This window comes from Paenirhodobacter sp. (genome assembly GCF_047600745.1).
Classification (GTDB): Bacteria; Pseudomonadota; Alphaproteobacteria; order Rhodobacterales; family Rhodobacteraceae; genus Rhodobacter.
The window spans coordinates 1,194,158-1,211,381 of sequence record NZ_JASGKI010000004.1 but is presented as its reverse complement, the minus strand read 5'-3'; the positions used below and the strand labels follow the sequence as shown (position 1 = coordinate 1,211,381).

Here is a 17,224-nt window from a genome sequence, read left to right as displayed (position 1 = left end):
AACAGGAGGCCCCGATGCGTTGCGTATTCGTTCAGTTCCGCTGCACCCCCGGCAAGATCTATGAGGTCGCCGATGCGATCTATGAGCGCGAGGTGGTGAGCGAGCTTTATTCCACTTCGGGCGATTTCGACCTGATCGCAAAGATCTATGTGCCCGATGAGGCGGACGTCGGCCATTACCTGAGCGAGTCGCTGTTCGACATTCCGGGCATCAGCCGCACGCTGACGACGATGACCTTCAAGGCATTCTGAAGGCCTTTCGCTCCGGCATTAGCAAATGATTAACCCTGATTGGCCCATGGTGCGGGAACGGCTGGAATACCTTGGGTTGGGCAGATGCAGGACAGACGACCGTATGGCTTTTCGGAAGCGGCAATGCGCGGGCTTGAGGATCTGGATGCCCGACTGCCCCCGCCGGATGCCGTGACGGAGCCGGTGCGCGACTTCCGCATGACGGCACGCCTGAGGCCGGAGGTCGCGGCGGGCGGCGGGCTGCTGCATGATGAGACGGGGGCGGCGCGGCCGCATTATTGGGGGCATCGCGAACGGCTGCGCACGCGCTTTCTGGAGGGCGGGCACCTGCCGATGCCGGAATACGAGCTGCTGGAGCTGCTGCTGTTCAATGCCATCGCGCGGATCGACGTGAAGCCGCTGGCAAAGCGGTTGCTGGCGACCTTCGGCGATCTGAATGGGGTTATCGCGGCTTCCGAGCACCGGATCCTGCAAGTGGAGGGGGCGGATCGCTGGGTCTATCTGCAACTGCGGATCGTGGATGCCTTCGCGCAGCGGATGGCGCAGGCCAGGGTGTTGCAGCGCGAGGTGGTGTCCTCATGGGCCGCGCTGATCAGCTATTGCCGGACCTGCATGGCGCATCGCGAGACCGAGCAGTTCCGCGTGCTGTTCCTTGACCGGAAGAATACCGTGATCGCGGACGAGGCGCTTGGCACCGGGACGGTCGGGCATGTTCCGGTCTACCCGCGCGAGGTCGCGAAGCGGGCGCTGGAACTGAACGCAAGCGCGGTGATTCTGGTCCACAACCACCCCTCGGGCGATCCGACGCCGAGCCGCGAGGACATCGACATGACCCTGCGCGTCATCGCGTCGTGCGAGGCGATCGACGTTTCGGTGCATGACCACATCATCATCGGCAAGGACTCCGAGGTCTCGTTCCGGGGCGCGCGGCTGATCTGAGCGTCAGCGGTCGGCGATGCGGCCCCAGAGGTCGTATTCCGAGGCTTCCTCGACCTCGACCGTCACCATGTCGCCCGGGCGCAGGTCTTCGAACCCTTCGTCGATGAACAGGTTGCCGTCGATTTCGGGCGCATCGGCGCGGGTGCGGCAGGTGGCGCCTTCGTCATCCACGCTGTCCACGATGACCTGCTCCATCTGACCGACGCGGGCTTCGAGCTTTGCGGCCGAAATCTCCTGCGCCTTCTCCATGAAACGGTCCCAACGGTCCTGTTTCACGTCGTCCGGCACATGATCGGGCAGGGCGTTCGACCGCGCCCCGGCGACGTTTTCATATTGGAAACACCCGACACGATCCAGTTGCGCCGCGTCCATCCAGTCCAGCAGATACTGGAATTCCTCTTCCGTTTCGCCGGGATAGCCGACGATGAAGGTCGAGCGCAGCACGATGTCCGGGCAGGCCGCGCGCCAGGCGGCGATTTCGTCCAGCGTTTTCGCCGAGGCCGCGGGCCGTGCCATCCGCTTCAGCACATCGGGGTGGGCGTGCTGGAACGGGATGTCCAGATAGGGCAGCACCAGCCCCTCCGCCATCAGCGGGATCAGGTCGCGCACATGCGGATAGGGGTAGACGTAATGCAGCCGGACCCAGGCGCCGGTGCCCTGCGCCAGCTTGCCCATTTCGCGGGTCAGGTCGGTGATATGGCTGCGCACCGCGCCGCCCTTCCAGGGGTTCTGGTCGTATTTCCGGTCCAGCCCATAGGCCGAGGTGTCTTGCGAAATCACCAGCAGTTCGCGCACCCCGGCATCGAGCAGCTTCTCTGCCTCGCGCAGAACGGCATGGGCGGGGCGGGAAACCAGCTTGCCGCGCATGTCCGGGATGATGCAGAATTTGCAGGCGTGGTTGCAGCCCTCGGAGATCTTCAGATAGCTGAAATGCCGCGGCGTCAGCTTCACCCCCGTCGCGGGCAGCAGGTCCACGAACGGGTCGGGCGCGGGCGGCACCGCGCCATGCACCGCGTCCAGCACCTGTTCATATTGCTGCGGCCCGGTCACCGCCATCACCTTCGGATGCACGCCGGTGATGAATTCGGGCTCCGCGCCCAGACAGCCGGTGACGATCACCTTGCCGTTTTCCTTCAGCGCCTCGCCGATCGCCTCAAGGCTCTCGGCCTTGGCGCTGTCGAGGAAGCCGCAGGTGTTGACGATCACCGCCTCGGCGCCCTTGTAATCCGGGCTGATCGCATACCCCTCGGCGCGCAGCCGGGTCAGGATCCGTTCGCTGTCCACCAGCGCCTTCGGGCAGCCCAGGCTGACCATGCCGATCGTCGGCTGACCGGGGCGGGGCGCGGCATCGAACCGCGGCAGCGGCGCAAGGTCGGGGCGGAGGTTCGGCGGATTGCTGGACATGTCTGGCTTTCAAGGCAAAAGGCGAGCCCTCGGACCCGCCTTTGGTGTTTCACGACATCGGCACCCTCAGCGGCGGCGGTCGCGGCGCGCGCTCATCGGCTGGAACGCGACCGAGACATGCGCCTCGCAATAGGGTTTGCCGGGTTGGCTCGGCAGGCCGCAGAAATAGAAATTGTCGGTCGCCGGGTCGCCGATCGGCCATTTGCAGGTGCGTTCGGTGAGTTCCATCAGGCTGATCTTGCGGGCGCGCTTCTCGACCTCGCGCACCGAGGCGAGCGTCTCCGGGCTGATCTCGTTCAGCGAGGGTTGCGGCGGCAGCGGCTGACCCGCAGGCACGATCGGGCGGCGCATCGGCTGCACGACGGCGGGCGGTTCGGGGCGCGGCTGCGGCGCGGGCTGCGGCACCGGGCGCACGGGCGCGGCGGCCACGGGCTCGGGGCGCGCGGCGGCGGCGGCCGGGGCGGGCTGCGGCGCCGGTTCGGGGCGCGGCGGCGCGACGGGTTCGGGCGCGACCTCCTCGACCACCGGCTTCGCGGCCACGGGTTGCGGCGCGGGGGTGGACGCAGCGGCCCCTTCGACACGGTTCGACAGGCCCAGCCGGTGGACCTTGCCGATCACGGCATTGCGCGTCACGCCGCCCAGTTCCTTTGCGATCTGGCTGGCGGACTGACCTTCGGTCCACATCTTCTTCAGAAGCTCGACGCGTTCATCGGTCCAGGACATCGGCAGCCTTTCGTCATCATGCACGGGGCGCGGGCGCGGGCGGCCCCGGCGGGTTCTTCCCATTCTAGCGGGGACGGTCCGAGATACAAGCGCCGCCCCCGGATTTCAAGGGGCGAGGGGTCACAGGAAACTTTGTGGGTCGATGTCCACCGCGAGCCGCACGCCATGGGGCAGCTTGACCTGCCCGAGCCAGGCCCGGATCGCCGGTTGCAGCGGTGCCGCCTTGTCGGCGCGGATCAGCATCCGCACCCGGAACCGCGCGCGCACCCGGGCGATGGGCGCGGGGGCGGGGCCGAACAGCTGCGCGCCGATCCGGGTCAGCGGCTGCTGTCGGCGGGCGAGGTCGTTGCCGATCTCGAACAGCGGTGCGATCTCGGGTCCGGAGAGGATGATCCCGGCCATCCGGCCAAAGGGCGGCACGCCCTGCGCGCGCCGGGCTTCGGCCTCGGCCCGCCAGAAGGTCTCTTCGTCGCCGCCCAGAATGGCGCGGATCACCGGATGTTCGGGCTGATAGGTCTGGAGCAGCGCGAGCCCCGGCCGTTCGGCCCGCCCCGCGCGCCCCGCCACCTGCCGCATCAGCTGAAACGTCTTCTCCGCCGCGCGCAGGTCCGAGCCCTGCAACCCCAGATCCGCATCCACCACGCCGACCAGCGTCAGGCGCGGGAAGTTGTGCCCCTTCGCCACGATCTGCGTGCCGATGATGATATCCGCGCCGCCCCCGGCAATATCGCCGATCGCCGCCTTCAGCGCGCGGGCAGAGCCGAACAGATCGGACGACAGCACCGCCACCCGGGCCGTGGGGAAACGTTCCTTCACCTCTTCTGCCAGCCGCTCGACGCCGGGGCCGACCGGGGCGAGTTTCCCCTCCACCCCGCAGGCCGGGCAGACGGTGGGAATCGGCTTCGTTTCGCCGCATTGGTGGCAAACGAGGCGGTTCTGGAAGCGGTGCTCGACCATCCGTGCGTCGCAATGGTCACAGCCGATCTGATGGCCGCAGGCACGGCAGATGGTGACGGGCGCATAGCCGCGCCGGTTGAGGAACAGCATCGCCTGCTCCCCCTCTGCCAGCCGGGCCTGCATCGCGCCGACCAGCGTGGGCGAGATCCAGTGCACCGGCTCGATCCGTTCCTCGCGCATGTCGATGGCGCGCATCTCGGGCAGTTCCGAGGCCCCGAACCGCGCATGCAGATCGACCCGCGCATATTTGCCGCTGTCGGCGTTCACCCAGGTTTCGAGCGAGGGCGTCGCCGAGGCCAGCACCACCCGCGCCCCGGCGAAGGAGGCCCGCAGCACCGCCATGTCGCGGGCGTTGTAGATCACGCCCTCTTCCTGCTTGTAGGAACCGTCGTGTTCTTCATCGACGACGATCAGGCCAAGGTCGCGAAACGGCAGGAACAGCGCCGAGCGCGCCCCCACCACCATCTGCACGCCGCCCTCCGCGCACATCCGCCACAGCCTGCGCCGTTCGGATTGCGTGGCGCCCGAATGCCATTCGCCGGGCCGCGCGCCAAAGCGCGCCTCGACCCGCGCGAGGAATTCGGTGGTCAGCGCGATTTCCGGCAGCAACACCAGCGCTTGCCGCCCGCGCCGCAGGCAATCGGCCACCGCCTCAAGGTAGACCTCGGTCTTGCCCGAACCGGTGACGCCCTTCAGCAGCGTCACCCCGAAACCGTCACCCCTCAGCGCCTGCGCCGCCGTGCGTTGTTCGTCCGAGAGCGCCTTGCCGGGGCGTTCCGGGTCCAGTCGCGGATAGGGCAGGTCGCGCGGCTCCTCGGTTTCCTCGACCGCACCGGCCTTGACCAGCCCCTTGACGACCTGCGCCGTCACCCCCGCCATTTCGGCGAGCTCCCCCAGATACAGCCCGTCCTGCCCGCGCAGCACCTCAAGCACCTTCTCGCGTGCCTCGGTCATCCGCCCCGGATCGCGCCCGGAGAGGCGATAGACCTTGCGCGCGCCCGGCGCGTCGAATAGGCCCGGCGTCCGCGTTGCCAGGCGCAGCATCGCGGGCAGGGGCGTCATCGTATAGTCGCCCATCCGGATCAGGAATTTCTGCAACTCCGCCCGCATCGGCGGCACGTCCAGAACCCGCGACGCCGCCCGGATCCGCGCGGCGTCGAATGTGCCGCCCGGCCCCCAGACGACGCCCATCACCCGGCGCGGACCCAGCGGCACCTCGACAAAGGCGCCGGGCGCGCAGCCGCCTTCGGGCGCGAGATAGTCGAGCGGGCGGCCGATCGGCTCCGCCGTCAGGACGGCGATCCGCGCGCCCTCCTCATACCAGCCGGGCTCAGGCATGGAACCACCCTAGAACCGCGCCCGGGTTTGCGCTATCACAGCGGCAAGAGCAGAGGAGAACCCCCATGAAATTCTTCGTCGATACCGCCGACGTCGCCGCGATCAAGGAACTCAACGACCTTGGCATGGTGGATGGCGTCACCACCAACCCGTCGCTGATCCTGAAATCCGGGCGCGACATTCTCGAAGTCACCAGGGAGATCTGCGATATGGTCTCCGGTCCGGTCTCGGCCGAGGTCGTCGCGACCGAAGCGAAGGACATGATCGCCGAAGGTCTGAAACTCGCCAAGATCGCCCCCAATATCGCGATCAAGGTGCCGCTGACCTGGGCCGGGCTGACCGCCTGCAAGGCTTTCGCATCCGAAGGCCATATGGTCAATGTCACGCTGTGCTTCTCCGCCGCGCAGGCGATCCTTGCCGCGAAGGCGGGCGCGACCTTCATCAGCCCCTTCATCGGGCGGCTCGATGACATCAACCTCGACGGGATCCAGCTGATCGAAGATATCCGCACGATCTACGACAATTACGATTTCGGGACCGAGATTCTGGCCGCCTCGATCCGCTCGGTCAACCATATCACCGATGTGGCGCGGATCGGCGCCGATGTCATCACCGCGCCGCCGAACGTGATCAAGGCGATGGCGAACCATGTGCTGACGGACAAAGGGCTCGATCAGTTCCTGAAGGACTGGGCGAAGACCGGGCAGAAGATCGTCTGATCGACCTGTGGCCCGTGGGCGACCCTGCGGGCCATAAATCCGCGCGATCAGAATTATCCACGCAAAATTTACCAGATCTGTGGCAGCGTCGGAAAAAATCCGGAGAGGCAGGCAGAGCAGATGAATGACATGGGACTGGCGGCACAGCTTCGCGAAAAGATCATCGCGGATCCGGAGGTGATCCTGGGTGATCAGGATCTGATGCGCGCGCTGATCACCGCGACGCAAAGCGCGATGGGCGAAAACGTCATCGACCTGCGCGGCGTGGCGATGGAGCGGCTGGAGCGGCGGCTTGACCGGCTGGAGGATACCCACCGCACGGTGATCGCCGCCGCCTATGAAAATCTGGCGGGCACGAATCAGATCCACCGCGCCATCCTGCGGCTGCTGGAGGCGAAGGATTTCGCCGATTTCATGCAGCTTCTGGCGGGTGACGTGACCGATATCCTGCGGGTCGATTCGCTGCGGCTGGTGCTGGAGACGACGCAGGAGGCAAAGGACGCCGCGCTGACCCGGCTGGGCGAGTCGCTGGTGGTCGCCGCGCCCGGATTCGTGCAGGACTACATGCGCGGAACGCGTGGGCGCCCGGCGCGCGGGGTGGTGCTGCGGCGCACCCATCCGGACGGGGTGGCGGTCTTCGGCCCGGCGGTGGAATGGATCCGGTCCGAGGCGCTGATGCGGCTTGACCTCGGCGAGGGGCGGCTGCCCGGGATGCTGGTTCTGGGGGCCGAGGATCCGGCGCAGTTCAAGCCGTCGCAGGGGACGGATCTGCTGGCCTTCTTCGCGGCCACGTTCGAGCGGGTGATGCGGCGGTGGCTGGCGTTGGCGTGACGGGATTTTCGCCCGCTCTGGGCGCGCTGCTGGCGCAGTGGATCGACCATCTGCGGGCGCTGGATGGCGCGTCCGATCATACGGTGACGGCCTATCGCGCCGATGTGGCGGGGTTCTTCGGCTTTCTGCATCAGCATGAGGGCGAGAGTCTGGGCGTGGCGCGTCTGGCGCAGGTGTCGCAAACCGACATGCGGGCCTGGATGGCGCATGAGCGGGGCAGGGGGCTGTCCTCGCGATCGCTCGCCCGGGCGCTGTCCTCGGTCAAGAGCTTTTACCGCTGGCTGTCCGACCGCGAGGGGTTCGACGCGACCCATGTCCTTTCGGCGCGGGCGCCGAAATTCCCCGCCCGGCTGCCGCGTCCGCTGAGCGTGGATGGCGCGAAGGCGATGATTTCACAGGTCGAGGTGCAGTCGATGGAGCCATGGGTTGCCGCCCGCGATGCCGCGGTGGTGACGCTGCTTTACGGCTGCGGGCTGCGGATCTCCGAGGCGCTTGGCCTGACCGGCACGGATGTCCCGCTGCCCGAGGTGCTGCGCATCCGTGGCAAGGGCGACAAGGAGCGGCTGGTCCCGGTCCTGCCCGCCGCGCGGCAGGCGGTGGCGGATTACCTGCGGCTCTGCCCCTGGCCGGTCGAGCCGGGTGTGGCGCTGTTTCGCGGTGTGCGGGGCGGGCCGCTGAATCAGCGGCTGGTGGCGCTGGCGATGGAGCGGGCGCGCAGCGCGCTCGGCCTGCCGGCGACGGCGACACCCCATGCCATGCGGCACAGTTTCGCGACGCATCTTCTGGCCGCCGGCGGTGACCTGCGCGCGATTCAGGAGCTTCTGGGCCATGCCAGCCTCTCCTCGACGCAGATCTATACGGCGGTCGATACGGCGCGGCTGATGGAGGTCTATCGCGCTGCCCATCCACGCGCCTGATGCGCGGGTTTTGATCACCGGGCGGCGCCCGTCGGCCAGGAAACGTTGCCGCGCCTTGCACGCGTGGGCGCTTTGGGGCAGAGAGAGGCCATGGATATTCGCCTCAAAGCCCTTTCCGTTCACCTGCTGACCGCTACCGGCGCGGTGCTTTCGATGCTCGCCATGCTTGCCGCGGTCGAGGAGAAATGGGCGCTGATGTTCCTGTGGCTGGTGGTCGCGCTCATCGTCGATGGGGTCGACGGGCCGCTGGCGCGCAAGTTCGACACGAAGCACAACTGGCCGACCTATGACGGCGTGCTGATGGACCTGATCGTCGATTACCTGACCTATGTGTTCATCCCGGCCTATGCGCTGTTCAAGTCGGGCCTTCTGCCGGGCTGGACCGGGTGGCTGGCGATCATCGCCATCACCTATGCGAGTGTCATCTACTTCGCCGATACCCGCATGAAAACGAAGGATAATTCCTTCTCCGGATTCCCCGCCTGCTGGAATATGGTGGCGCTGGTGATGTTCGCATTGCAGCCGGGATACTGGACCATCCTCGGGGTCGTGCTGGCGCTGGCGGTGGCGATGTTCTTCCCGCTGAAGTTCATCCACCCGACCCGGACGGAACGCTGGCGCTGGCTTTCGCTACCGATCGCCTTCGCCTGGACGCTGTTCGCCGCCTGGGCGGCCTGGCTCGATTTCGCGGAGGGGCATATCGCCCATTGGGGTCTGGTCGTGACCTCGGTCTATCTGATGCTGGTGGGCATCGTGCAGCAGATCGTGCCCGAACGCCGCGCACATTAGACGCTACAACCCGCCGAACAGCTCCGCCAGACGCCGCGCCTCGCCCTCAAGCCCCCAGGGCGGGTTCAGGATGAACATGCCGGAGCCGGTCATGCCATGCCCTTCGCGGGCGGGCGGGAAATGCACCTCGGACATCAGCGCCTCGGGATGCGCCGCGCGCAGCGCCCGCGCCATTGCCTTTTGTGCCGGGGCAACCGCAACGCTGGGCGCGAACAGCGGATACCACAGCGCGATCACCCCCACGTTCCACTTCCGCGCCACCTGACCGATCAGCTTCGGGATCGTCTCGTAATCGGTCTTCACCTCCCACGACGGGTCGATCAGCAGCAGCCCCCGGCGCGGCACCGGCGGGGTCATGGCCAGCGCCATCGCCAGCCCGTCCTTGTGATGCAGGATCCCGCCGAAGGGCGCCATCGCCTCGCGCAGCGCCGCGAATTCGCGCGGATGCAACTCGCAAAGCTGGATCGAATCAATCGGTCGCAGCAGCGATGCCGCGATCAGCGGCGATCCGGGATAGGCCGCCGCCCCATGCGCCGCCCGCACCGTGGCCAGCGCCCGCGCATAGGGGTGATCGGGCGCGAACCAGCCCGCCCGGTCCACCCGCCGGATCCCCGCCGCCGCCTCGCCGGTCTTCACCGCCTCCGCCGCGTCCAGCGCATAGAGCCCCCGCCCGGAATGGGTTTCCAGATAGCTCAGCGGCTTGTCCTTGCGGGTCATGTAGTCGATCATCGCGGCCAGCAGCGCGTGCTTGTGCACATCCGCCAGGTTCCCCGCATGATAGATATGTTGATAGGACAGCATGGTTCCTCGGATCAGTTGCAGATGTCCTGAAGCGAAATCCACTGCGCCTCGTCCAGGACCGGTTTGGGCGCGGGCTTGCCACGGAACGGATCGCCCTCGATCAGCGGCAGCACGCTCTCGCCCGACGCATCGAGCGCATAGGCATAGGGCGCGGTTGGCACCCCCGCCGCGGTAAAGGCGTCGATCAGGGCGGTGGTATCGGGCGGGGCGGGCGGATTGTCCAGCAGCACCTTGCCATAACCGCGCTCGGTGCCCTCGGGCAGGCTGCCGGTGACCAGAAGTTGCGCCGCCGCCCGGACGCCCGCCCATTTCAGGAACCGCAGCAGCGGCTCCTCCGCCGCATGCGCGCGTTCCGTGGCGATCACCGCCCCGGCGATGACGGCAGGCGAGTCCGGCCCGGTGATCGTGCGCCGATCGACCGCGACCACACCGCCCGGCAGGACCATTCCGCCCGAGACCGGACGTGGCAGGATGACGATCTGGCGCTGACCGGGAAGCCGCTCGGACAACAGTGTCAGCGCGGCATCGCCCGCAGTGGAATGGCAGGGGCTACCGGTCGTCTTGGCAATATCGGCAAGGATCGCGGCCCCGATCTCGCTGCGCTTCGCGGCAGGCGTCACCCGGGCGGTCTGCCCGATCAGCGCCGTGGGCAGTTGCCAGATCAGCCCCGCCAGAACCAGCTCCGCGACGGCCCAGATCAGCAGCCCGCGCAGCCGCCCGGGATGCGGCCTGCGGGCCTCCAGCGCGGATTGCAGCTTGTCGATCGCCGCCACCATGTCGCGGTCCTCGATCTCCAGATCCTCCCCCTCTTCCGCCGAAGGGGCATAGAGCGCGGGGATCTTGCCGGGATTGCGCCGCACCAGCGCCGCCAGCGACCAATGCGCCAGAGGCCGGTTCGAGCGGCCGTCGAAAATCACCAGCGTGGCATCGCCGAAGGAGCAAATGACCTCGCGACGCTGGACATCCGCGCCTTCCCGCCAGATGCCGAGCGCCTCTAGCCTCTCGTATTGCTTGAGAGCGGTCATCCGGATCCTGTCGCACCTCGCCTGCTGCGCAGGATAACCGAACCGGGTGCAGGGTCAATCGTGCAACGTCGGGGGGATGCGGGGGGCGGCAGCCCCTCGCGCGCGGGGTGCGGGGGCGCGTGCCCCCGCGGCGCGGGGCCGGGCTCGATGCCCGGCTCCGCGCCCGTTTCTCACAACAGCCGGGCCACCGCGCGCAACTCGAACTTCTGGATCTTCCCGGTCGAGGTCTTCGGCAGATCCGCGAACACCACCCGCTTCGGCGTCTTGAACCCGGCGAGCCTTTCGCGGCAGAACCGGATGATCTCCTCCTCGGATACCTCGGCCCCCTCCTTCACCTCGACAAAGGCACAGGGCACCTCGCCCCATTTCTCATCGGGCTTCGCCACCACGGAACAGAGCGACACCGCCGGATGTGCCGCGATCACCCCCTCGACCTCGACCGAAGACACGTTCTCCCCGCCCGAAATGATGATGTCCTTCGCCCGGTCGGTGATCTTGATATACCCGTCGGGATGAATGAAGGCGATGTCGCCGGAGCGGAAATGCCCACCCTCGAAGGCCTCCCGCGTCGCCTCCGGATTGCGGAAATAGCCCTTCATCACCGAATTGCCCCGGATCGCGATCTCGCCCAGATGCTCGGCATCACGCGCGACCTCATGGCCGTGGTCATGCACCGAAACGGTTTCCAGCATCGGCATCAGGATCCCGGTCCGCGCCTTGATCGCGGCGCGCGCGTCGCCCGTGATGCCCTCCCATTCCGGCTTCCAGGTGCAGACGGTCGCGGGGCCGTAAACCTCGGTCAGGCCATAGACCTGCGTCACGTTGAAGCCAAGCGGCTCGATCGCGGCCAGCGTCGCGGCGGGCGGTGGCGCCCCGGCGGTAAAGACCTCGACCACATGGCCGAACGGCCGCCGGTCCGTCTCCTTCGCATTGATGATGGTGTTCAGAACGATCGGCGCGCCGGCGAAATGGGTCACCCCCTCGTCGGCAATGGCATCATAAATCGCTTTCGCCGTCACATCGCGGCAGCACACGGTCGTGCCGCCCAGCATCGGGATCATCCAGGGATGCGTCCAGCTGTTGCAGTGGAACAGCGGCACGATGGTCAGCAGCACGGGATATTGCTGCATCTGCCACGAAATCGCATTCCCCATCGTTGCCAGATAGGCGCCGCGGTGATGATAGACCACGCCCTTCGGCTTGCCCGTGGTGCCGGAGGTATAGTTGAGCGCGATGCTCTCCCATTCGTCCTCGGGCATGATCCAGTCGAACATCGGATCGCCCTCGGCCAGCAGTTCCTCGTATTCCAGATAATGCCCGCCCGAGGGCCAACCGCGATCCGGATCGGCGACCTCGATGATCTGCGGCGCGGGGCCGTGCATCTTCTTGATCGCATCTTCGGCGAGCTTCAGGAACTGCGTATCGGCCAGCACCATCTTCGCGCCGGAATGTTCAAAGATATAGGCGACGGTATCGACATCCAGCCGGGTGTTGATCGCGTTCAGGATCGCCGCTGCGGCGGGCACACCGAAATGCGCCTCGACCTGCGGCGCGGTGTTGGGCAGGATCGCCGCCACCACATCGCCGGGCGCAATCCCGCGCGCCCTCAGCGCCGAGGCAAGCTGGCTCACCCGCGCGTGGAATTCGACATAATTGCGCCGGATCTTGCCATCCACCAGCGCCACCCGCTCCGGAAACACCTCCAGCGCGCGGTTGAGATGCGACAGCGGCGTCAGTGGCACGAAATTCGCCGCGCATTTCTCCAGCCCCGTTTCATCCGCCAACCAACCCATGTCGCGCCCCCCTCTGGCTCCCTGCTCCGGCGGGATAATCGGCAGCCGGACCCTGAAAGGGAAGGGGCGCAGGGGAGTGTTACGTTACGTCACGACCTGCGGATTTCGCGTTGATCGGGGCGCGCTGCGCAGGCGCGCCCCGGCAGGTCAGGCGGCGGCCTGTCCCGCGCCGAACCGGGCATAGAACCCGTCGCCCTTCGCCGCGATGTCGCACAGCAGCGTGGGCGGCGCGAACCGCGCGCCGTGACGGGCGGTCAGCCCCTCGCAGATCTCCACCGCCCGCGCCGCACCGAGGATGTCGAGCCAGCCGAACGGCCCGCCCGACCACGGTGCAAAGCCCCAGCCGAGGATCGCCCCCACGTCGCCTTCGCGAATATCGGTCAGCACGCCCTGTTCAAAGGCCCGCACCGCCTCCAGCACCTGCGCCATCAGCAGCCGATGCTGGATTTCGTGCAGTTCGGGCTGTTGTCCGCGCGGATAGCGCGCCGCCAGCCCCGGCCAGATCTCGCCGCGCTTGCCTTCGGCGTAGTCATAGAACCCCGCCCCGGCCTTGCGCCCCAGCCGCCCCTGATCCGCCAGCCAGAACAGCACCGCATCCACCGCATCGTCCGGATAGGCGTCGCCCATCGCGGCCTTCGTCGCCTTCGCGATCTTCACCCCGAGGTCGATCGACGTCTCATCGACCAGTTGCAGCGGCCCGAGCGGCATCCCCACCAGCTTCGCGGCATTCTCGATCAGCACCGGGTTGACGCCTTCGGCCACCATCCGGATGCCTTCGTTGATGTAGGGGATGATGCAGCGGTTGGCGTAGAAGAACCGCGCGTCGTTGACCACGATCGGCGTCTTGCGGATCTGCCGCACGAAGTCGAGCGCCTTGGCCACGGCGACGGGTCCGGTCTCCTTGCCCTTGATGATCTCGACCAGGGCCATCTTGTCCACGGGGGAGAAGAAATGGATGCCGATGAACTGCGCGGGCCGGGCGGAGGCGCGGGCCAGCATCGTGATCGGCAGGGTCGAGGTGTTGGTGGCAAAGACCGCATCCACCGGCATCACCGCTTCGGCGCGCTGCGTGACCTCGGCCTTGACCTTCGGATCCTCGAATACCGCCTCCACGATCAGGTCGCAGTCCTTCAGCGCGTCATACTCCGTGGTGGCGGTGATCCGGGCCAGCACCTCGGCCTTCTTCGCCTCGGTCACCTTGCGGCGCTGGATGCCCTTGTCGAGCAGGCCCTCGGAATACGCGCGGCCGCGGTCGGCGGAAGCCTGCGTCGCGTCGATCAGCACGACCTCGATCCCCGCATTCGCCGCGACATAGGCGATCCCCGCGCCCATCATCCCGGCGCCAAGGATGCCGACCTTCTTCACGCTCTGGTCGGGCACCTTCGGCCGGTTCGCGCCTTTCTCCAACGCCTCCTTGTTGATGAACAGCGACCGGATCATCGCGGTCGAGGACGGGTTCATCAGCAGATGGGTGAACCACCGTGCCTCGATCTGCAACGCCCGGTCGAAGGGCACCAGCGCGCCTTCGTAAACCGCCGAGAGCAGCGCCTTCGCCGCCGGATAGACCCCCATCGTCTTGCCCGACACCATCGCCGAGGCGCCGACATAGGTCATGAACCCCTGTGGGCTGTAGGGCGCGCCGCCGGGCATTTTATAGCCCTTCGCGTCCCAGGGCTTGACCAGATCGGCATCGCTCGCCGCCAGAACCCAGGCCCGCGCCGCCGCGAGCGGGTCTTCGGCCACCTCGTCGATCAGCCCCGCCGCCTTCGCGGCCTTCGGGTTGCTCAGCTTGCCTTCGAGCAGGAACGGCGCCGCCATCATCGCGCCCAGCTTGCGCACCAGCCGTGTGGTGCCGCCGCCGCCCGGGAAGATGCCGACCATGATTTCCGGCAGGCCGATCTTCGCCCTGTCATTCGCCGCGGCAAAAATCCGGTGCGTGGCCAGCGGCAGTTCCAGCCCGATGCCAAGCGCGGTGCCCGGCAGGACGGAGGCGATCGGCTTGGCCCCCTTGAGCGTTTTCGGGTCCATCCCGGCGCGCTCGATCTTGCGCAGGACGCGGTGCATGTTCATCACGCCCTCGTAGACCGCCTGCGCGCCGCCCTCGCGCATCTTCGCGATGACGTTGAGGTCCATCCCCCCCGCGAAATCCTTCTTGCCGGAGGTAATCACCACCCCCTTCACCGCCGGATCCGCCAGCGCCTTGTCGATGAAGCCGTCGAGCGTGGCAAAGCCCTCCAGGCTCATCACGTTCATGGATTTCCCGGGCACGTCCCAGGTGATCAGCGCAACGCCATCGGCGCCGAGTTCATAGGTGAAATCAGCCATTGTCCCCTCCCTCACACGCGCTCGATGATCGTCGCCGCGCCCATGCCGGACGCGATGCACAGCGTGGCAAGGCCGGTCGTCAGATCGCGCCGTTCCATCTCGTCCAGCAGCGTGCCGATGATGATCGCCCCGGAGGCGCCGAGCGGATGCCCCATCGCGATCGCGCCGCCGTTGACATTGACCACATCGGGCGACACCCCGAAGGCCTGCATGAAGCGCAGCACCACGGCGGCGAAGGCTTCGTTCACCTCGAACAGGTCGATGTCGCCGATGGTCATGCCGCTGTCGCGCAGGATCTTTTCCGTCACCGGCACCGGGCCGGTGAGCATGATCGTCGGATCGGTGCCGATCTTCGCCGTGGCGCGGATCCGCGCGCGCGGGCGCAGCCCATGCGCGCGGCCGAATTCCGCGTCCCCGATCAGCACCGCCGCGGCGCCATCGACGATGCCCGAGGAATTCCCCGCGTGGTGGATATGGTTGACATGCGCCAGATGCGGATATTTCAGCATGGCCACCTTGTCGAAGCCCGGCATCACCTCGCCCATGTCCTTGAACGCGGGTTTCAGCGCGGCGAGCGTTTCCAGCGTGGTTTCGGGCCGCATGTATTCGTCGTGCTCAAGGATCGTCAGCCCGTTCTGATCGCGCACCGGCACGATGGATTTGGCGAACCGCCCCTCGGCCCAGGCCAGTGCCGCGCGGCGCTGGCTTTCGGCGGCGAGCGCATCGGCCTCGCTGCGGGTAAAGCCGTATTCGGTGGCGATGATGTCGGCCGAAATCCCTTGCGGCACGAAGCCGGTCTTCATGGTGAGCGACGGATCCACCGCGATCGCCGCCCCGTCCGAGCCCATGGCGACGCGGCTCATCATCTCCACCCCGCCGGCGATATAGCCATGCCCGGCGCCCGCCTTCACCTGATTGGCGGCGAGGTTCACCGCCTCCATCCCGCTCGCGCAGAAGCGGTTGATCGACAGGCCGGGGATGGATTCGTCCAGATCGGACAGCAGCACGGCAGAGCGCGCAAGGCAGCCGCCCTGTTCGCCGACCTGCGTGACATTGCCCCAGATCACATCCTCGACCGCGTGCCCCTCAAGGCCGTTGCGTTCCCGCACCGCGTTCAGCAGCCGCGCCGACAGCGCGACCGATGTGACCTCGTGCAGCGCGCCATCCGCCCGGCCCTTGCCCCGGGGCGTACGGCAGGCGTCGTAGATAAAGGCTTCTGACATGTCTCCTCCCAAATTCCTGTCAGGCCCGGTCCGAAGGGTTGCCGGGCATCATGTCGTAGGGGTGCTTCCAGCCGGGAAGCGCCGCGATCCGGTCGAGCCAGCGGCCGATCGCGGGGAAATCCGCGCGCGCGAAACCGAAGGGCTCGGGGTAATAAAGGTAACCGCAGCAGGCGGTATCGGCGAGGGTCGGGCCATCGCCCACCATCCAGTCGCGCGTGGCGAGATGCCCCTCCAGCGTGGCAAGCGCCGTCCGCACCCGGCCCGAAAGCCAGCGGATGGCGTCCTGCGGGCGCTTCTCCTCCGGCACGAAGTTCATCAGAAACCGCAGCGTGCCGAACTGCGACGAGCCCTTGTGGTTGTCCCAGAACAGCCAGCGCAGGACTTCATTCCGGTCGGATATCAGCCGCCCGGTGCGGTCGGCCACATGCAGCTGAATCACCCCGGATTGCGTCAGCGTCAGCCCGTCCTCGACGAACACCGGCGCCTCGCCCATCTCGTTGATCGCGCGGAAGGCCGGGGTGCGGGTCTCGCCGTTGAAGTAATCGACGAAGACCGGCGCCCAGTCATAGCCCGTCAGCGCCATGGTCAGCGCCGCCTTGTAGGCATTGCCGGATTCGCCGAAGCAGTAGAGTTGTGCCGTCATGATCTTCTCCCTGCATCCAGACTAGCGCAGATTGACGTGCGCGTAAGGTGTCTCAGTGCCATGTGGCGCAACGTCATTCCGGTGCCTGATGGCTGATGACATCGCATTCCGTGGTTTCCACCCCCGGCAGGGCCAGGGTGTCGAGCCAGTGCATCCGGCTTTCGATACCGAATTGCACCACCGGCTCGAACGGGATCGCGGGCGGCAGCGATCCCGCCGTGACCTCGATCAAGCCCGACGCCCGGTAGAACAGCGGCGTGCCGCAGGCCGGGCAGAAGCCGCGTTCGGCGATATTCGATGAGGCGAACACGCCCGGCGTGCCCTCCCACGTCACCCGCGCTTCGTCCAGCACCAGCAGCGCGGCGAAGGCGCCGCCCGTCGCGCGCTGACACATCCGGCAATGGCAGATCGAGGCGTAGGCCCGCCCAGCCGCGACGTGATAGCGCGTCGCGCCGCATTGGCATCCGCCGGTGAAGGCGGGCAGGTCGCGCCAGGCTTCTTTCATAGGGTCGGTCATGGCATCCTCCGTTCCGGGACCAGCCTAGG

Annotated in this window: 16 protein-coding genes; 6 read left to right on the top strand and 10 right to left on the bottom strand. The window is 67.2% G+C overall.

Translation table 11 applies throughout. The features are described from left to right. The first annotated feature begins 14 nt into the window (after positions 1-14). Positions 15-251 (top strand): Lrp/AsnC family transcriptional regulator, encoded by a 237-nt coding sequence (locus QM789_RS14705; RefSeq protein ID WP_420352613.1) that lies wholly within the window; start codon positions 15-17, stop codon positions 249-251. Between the two features lie 123 nt (positions 252-374). Then, positions 375-1,190, top strand: coding sequence for a RadC family protein (gene radC, locus QM789_RS14700; RefSeq protein ID WP_420352612.1), 816 nt, complete (start codon positions 375-377; stop codon positions 1,188-1,190). 3 nt (positions 1,191-1,193) lie between these two features. On the opposite strand, the gene rimO is transcribed toward radC, so the two are convergent. The 3 genes from rimO to QM789_RS14685 form a co-directional block, all read right to left on the bottom strand. Beyond that, the gene (rimO, locus tag QM789_RS14695; RefSeq protein ID WP_420352611.1) at positions 1,194-2,594 is read right to left on the bottom strand and encodes a 30S ribosomal protein S12 methylthiotransferase RimO; all 1,401 of its coding nucleotides are present in this window, start codon (positions 2,592-2,594) and stop codon (positions 1,194-1,196) included. 66 nt (positions 2,595-2,660) lie between these two features. After that, a complete protein-coding gene (locus QM789_RS14690; protein WP_420352610.1) occupies positions 2,661-3,317 on the bottom strand; it encodes a GcrA family cell cycle regulator in 657 nt (218 codons plus the stop codon). 120 nt (positions 3,318-3,437) lie between these two features. After that, positions 3,438-5,612 (bottom strand): primosomal protein N', encoded by a 2,175-nt coding sequence (locus QM789_RS14685; RefSeq protein WP_420352609.1) that lies wholly within the window; start codon positions 5,610-5,612, stop codon positions 3,438-3,440. Between the two features lie 65 nt (positions 5,613-5,677). On the opposite strand from QM789_RS14685, the gene fsa reads away from it, so the two are divergent. The 4 genes from fsa (at position 5,678) to QM789_RS14665 (ending at position 8,868) form a co-directional block, all read left to right on the top strand. Further along, complete coding sequence (gene fsa, locus QM789_RS14680; protein ID WP_420352608.1) at positions 5,678-6,331, top strand: fructose-6-phosphate aldolase; 654 nt, start codon at positions 5,678-5,680, stop codon at positions 6,329-6,331. Positions 6,332-6,451: 120 nt separating this feature from the next. Further along, the gene (locus QM789_RS14675; RefSeq protein ID WP_420352607.1) at positions 6,452-7,162 is read left to right on the top strand and encodes a DUF484 family protein; all 711 of its coding nucleotides are present in this window, start codon (positions 6,452-6,454) and stop codon (positions 7,160-7,162) included. Then, positions 7,144-8,079, top strand: coding sequence for a tyrosine recombinase XerC (locus QM789_RS14670; RefSeq protein ID WP_420352606.1), 936 nt, complete (start codon positions 7,144-7,146; stop codon positions 8,077-8,079). Before QM789_RS14675 ends, QM789_RS14670 begins: the two co-directional genes overlap by 19 nt. A gap of 90 nt (positions 8,080-8,169) precedes the next feature. Next, positions 8,170-8,868 carry a CDP-alcohol phosphatidyltransferase family protein gene (locus QM789_RS14665; protein ID WP_420352605.1) on the top strand — a complete coding sequence of 233 codons (699 nt, stop codon included), beginning with the start codon at positions 8,170-8,172 and terminating at the stop codon, positions 8,866-8,868. A gap of 3 nt (positions 8,869-8,871) precedes the next feature. On the opposite strand, the gene QM789_RS14660 is transcribed toward QM789_RS14665, so the two are convergent. The 7 genes from QM789_RS14660 to QM789_RS14630 all read right to left on the bottom strand — a co-directional run bounded on the left by QM789_RS14660 (position 8,872) and on the right by QM789_RS14630 (position 17,195). Beyond that, the gene (locus tag QM789_RS14660) at positions 8,872-9,669 is read right to left on the bottom strand and encodes a 23S rRNA (adenine(2030)-N(6))-methyltransferase RlmJ (RefSeq protein ID WP_420352604.1); all 798 of its coding nucleotides are present in this window, start codon (positions 9,667-9,669) and stop codon (positions 8,872-8,874) included. An 11-nt stretch (positions 9,670-9,680) separates the two neighbouring features. After that, positions 9,681-10,694 (bottom strand): hypothetical protein, encoded by a 1,014-nt coding sequence (locus QM789_RS14655; RefSeq protein WP_420352603.1) that lies wholly within the window; start codon positions 10,692-10,694, stop codon positions 9,681-9,683. Between the two features lie 170 nt (positions 10,695-10,864). Further along, positions 10,865-12,487, bottom strand: coding sequence for an AMP-binding protein (locus tag QM789_RS14650; RefSeq protein WP_420352602.1), 1,623 nt, complete (start codon positions 12,485-12,487; stop codon positions 10,865-10,867). Between the two features lie 147 nt (positions 12,488-12,634). After that, positions 12,635-14,812: a 3-hydroxyacyl-CoA dehydrogenase NAD-binding domain-containing protein gene (locus QM789_RS14645; protein ID WP_420352601.1), complete on the bottom strand. Its 2,178-nt coding sequence runs from the start codon at positions 14,810-14,812 to the stop codon at positions 12,635-12,637. An 11-nt stretch (positions 14,813-14,823) separates the two neighbouring features. Beyond that, positions 14,824-16,035 carry an acetyl-CoA C-acetyltransferase gene (locus QM789_RS14640; RefSeq protein WP_420352600.1) on the bottom strand — a complete coding sequence of 404 codons (1,212 nt, stop codon included), beginning with the start codon at positions 16,033-16,035 and terminating at the stop codon, positions 14,824-14,826. Positions 16,036-16,054: 19 nt separating this feature from the next. Beyond that, entirely contained in the window at positions 16,055-16,678 is a 624-nt protein-coding gene (locus QM789_RS14635; protein ID WP_420352599.1) for a glutathione S-transferase family protein, read from the bottom strand. 73 nt (positions 16,679-16,751) lie between these two features. Further along, complete coding sequence (locus tag QM789_RS14630; protein ID WP_420352598.1) at positions 16,752-17,195, bottom strand: GFA family protein; 444 nt, start codon at positions 17,193-17,195, stop codon at positions 16,752-16,754. Positions 17,196-17,224 lie beyond the last annotated feature (29 nt).